Source organism: Actinoallomurus sp. NPDC052274, assembly GCF_040679475.1.
In the GTDB taxonomy this organism is placed as follows: domain Bacteria; phylum Actinomycetota; class Actinomycetes; order Streptosporangiales; family Streptosporangiaceae; genus Actinoallomurus; species Actinoallomurus liliacearum.
Map to the genome: position 1 here is coordinate 1 of NZ_JBFAUT010000134.1, position 2,315 is coordinate 2,315.

The window sequence follows — 2,315 nt, forward strand, 5'->3', positions numbered from 1 at the left end:
GTAGCTATTCGGTAGCTTTTGTGTAGCCGTTCGGGAGTCATATAACAATTTTTATCGCATAAATAGGAATCACATTTGACACTGTCAAATCAATATTTTTCACAGAAATGCCTACCGAATGGCTACATACGGAGACATTTCTGTGTAGGATTCCTCTTATGCTCTTTAATAGCAATAGTTGCAATATTACACCTGTATACCCTCATATTTTTCATTTCAAAATCTCAAACCTTTTTCAGAAAAACATCTTTAATTTTTTCTAACAAAACAAAAAACGCTCACTCTTTTTTTTCGAGTAGCGTTTTGTTTTTTATTTTTCTTCTTCAATTTCATTTATCATTTGATGATTTATTTTTTGTTTTTCTTCGTCTGTTAAATCAAAAATTTCACTCGCTAAATATTCATTTTTATTCCACATGTAAAAAATTTGATACACGTATTCGGTTGGATCAATTTCTTTTAAGTAATCTAAATCTCCATTTTTTAATTTCTTTTTAGCATCTTTAAATAATCCTGAATAAACTAATACCTGTTTACCTTTAAGAGATTTATAGAATGCATCAAATACTTTTTGATTTATTAAATAATCACTATCTTTACCAGAATACTTAGCCATTTCATATAACTCATTATTGTTATTTTGTCTTATTTTTTGAACTTGAACTTGTGTAATTTCTGAAATTCCCGTTACGTCACGCCATAATTCAAGCCATTCTTTTTGGCTAATATAATATCTTTTATCTGTAAAATATGACTTATTTACTGCAATTAAAACATGAAAATGCGGGTTATAGTCATCACGTTCTTTATTGTAAGTAATTTCTAATTTTCTTACATAACCTTTCGTAGCAGAAATTACTTTTTTACGCTTAAACATCTTTTGAAAAGAGTGATTATAAGCTTTAATTTCACTTTCTAAATGCTCAGCTGTAACATTTGGCGTGGTAAGTGTTAAAAAGATGAATTGTTTATCTTCTTTTTGCTTAATATATTGCATCATCAATGATAAACCTAACGCATCTTTTCTCGCTTTTCGCCATGCACATACAGGACAAAATCGATTTTTACATAAATTAGATTTATGCAATTTCTGTTTCTCTAATGTTTTATCTGCCACAAAACTCAAGAATGTATTGCACTCCCTTATCAAATCCATTTGTCCTTCTTTGACATGCCGTTCAATAAATTTCTGAAATACTTGATTTCTCCGTTTTTTCTCAGTATACTTTTCCATATATTAAATCACTGTAAAAACAACTAAGTTGTATACAAAGTTTTTATAACAAAAAAGTTGCTTTTTCTCCTTTCATGTAAAGTTTTGGTTTGGTCACCATAAACTCTACTATACTAGGTATGAAAAAGCAACTTTTTTTGCGTTCAAAGACAGTCATATCAACTAATCTAGAGACAGGTAACCATACGGGAATAGTTACCTATAGTATCAAGACAAGAAGAAACTCGTTTCACTCGTTTCAAAAATTCAAAAAATCCCGTCGTTAAATAGTTTTTAAATGAGATAAAAATAAATAAGTGTTAAAATAATAATATAACGTTATCCCAACTATGTATAAGTTATTTGTAATACGAAGTAACTCTTCGCCCTCACCATAGCTACTCAAATTGTTGAGTGGCTATTTTTTATGCTTTATTCCAATTGCTTTATTGACGTTGAGCCTCTGAACCCTTAACAATCCCAAAACTTGTCGAATCGTCGGCTTAATAGCTCACGCTATGCCGACATTCGTCTTCAAGTTTAGTTAAGGGTTCTTCTCAACGCACAATAAATTTTCTCGGCATAAATGCGTGTGGTATGCTTAATATAGTGCTCTTTTTCAATCGCACAGCATTTTATAGCAATTCTCCAAACCACTCATTTTTGAGTGGTTCTTTTATTTTGCATTTTAAGCCCTTTCTAGGACATTTAATCATTTCGAATATAAAAACAAACAAAAATTTCTTTCGTTCAAAAGAGAGGCTATGAATCATTTTAAAATTCATTTCTCAACACTTTCAGAAAGAAAAATATATTTTTAATCTCAATTATTCTTCTTAGAAAAAAGCTAAAACCCGATTAATAATATTCAAAAAAGGCAGCAGTGCATTTTGATTTTGGCTACCATTTAGCTCCCTTTTAGCTCCCAAATGGCTACCTAATAATGTAGCTATTTGGTATCCATTTTTGATTTTAGGTATCCATATGGTAGCCATTTTTGATTTTGGGTAGCTATTCGGTAGCTTTTGTGTAGCCGTTCGGGAGTCATATAACAATTTTTATCGCATAAATAGGAATCACATTTGACACTGTCAAATCAATA

Annotated in this window: 1 protein-coding gene; it reads right to left on the bottom strand. The window is 30.3% G+C overall.

The features are described 5' to 3' along the window. Window positions 1–310 precede the first annotated feature (310 nt). A complete protein-coding gene (locus tag AB0K82_RS44420) occupies window positions 311–1,234 on the bottom strand; it encodes a protein rep (RefSeq protein WP_325850180.1) in 924 nt (307 codons plus the stop codon). Between the last annotated feature and the right edge of the window lie 1,081 nt (window positions 1,235–2,315).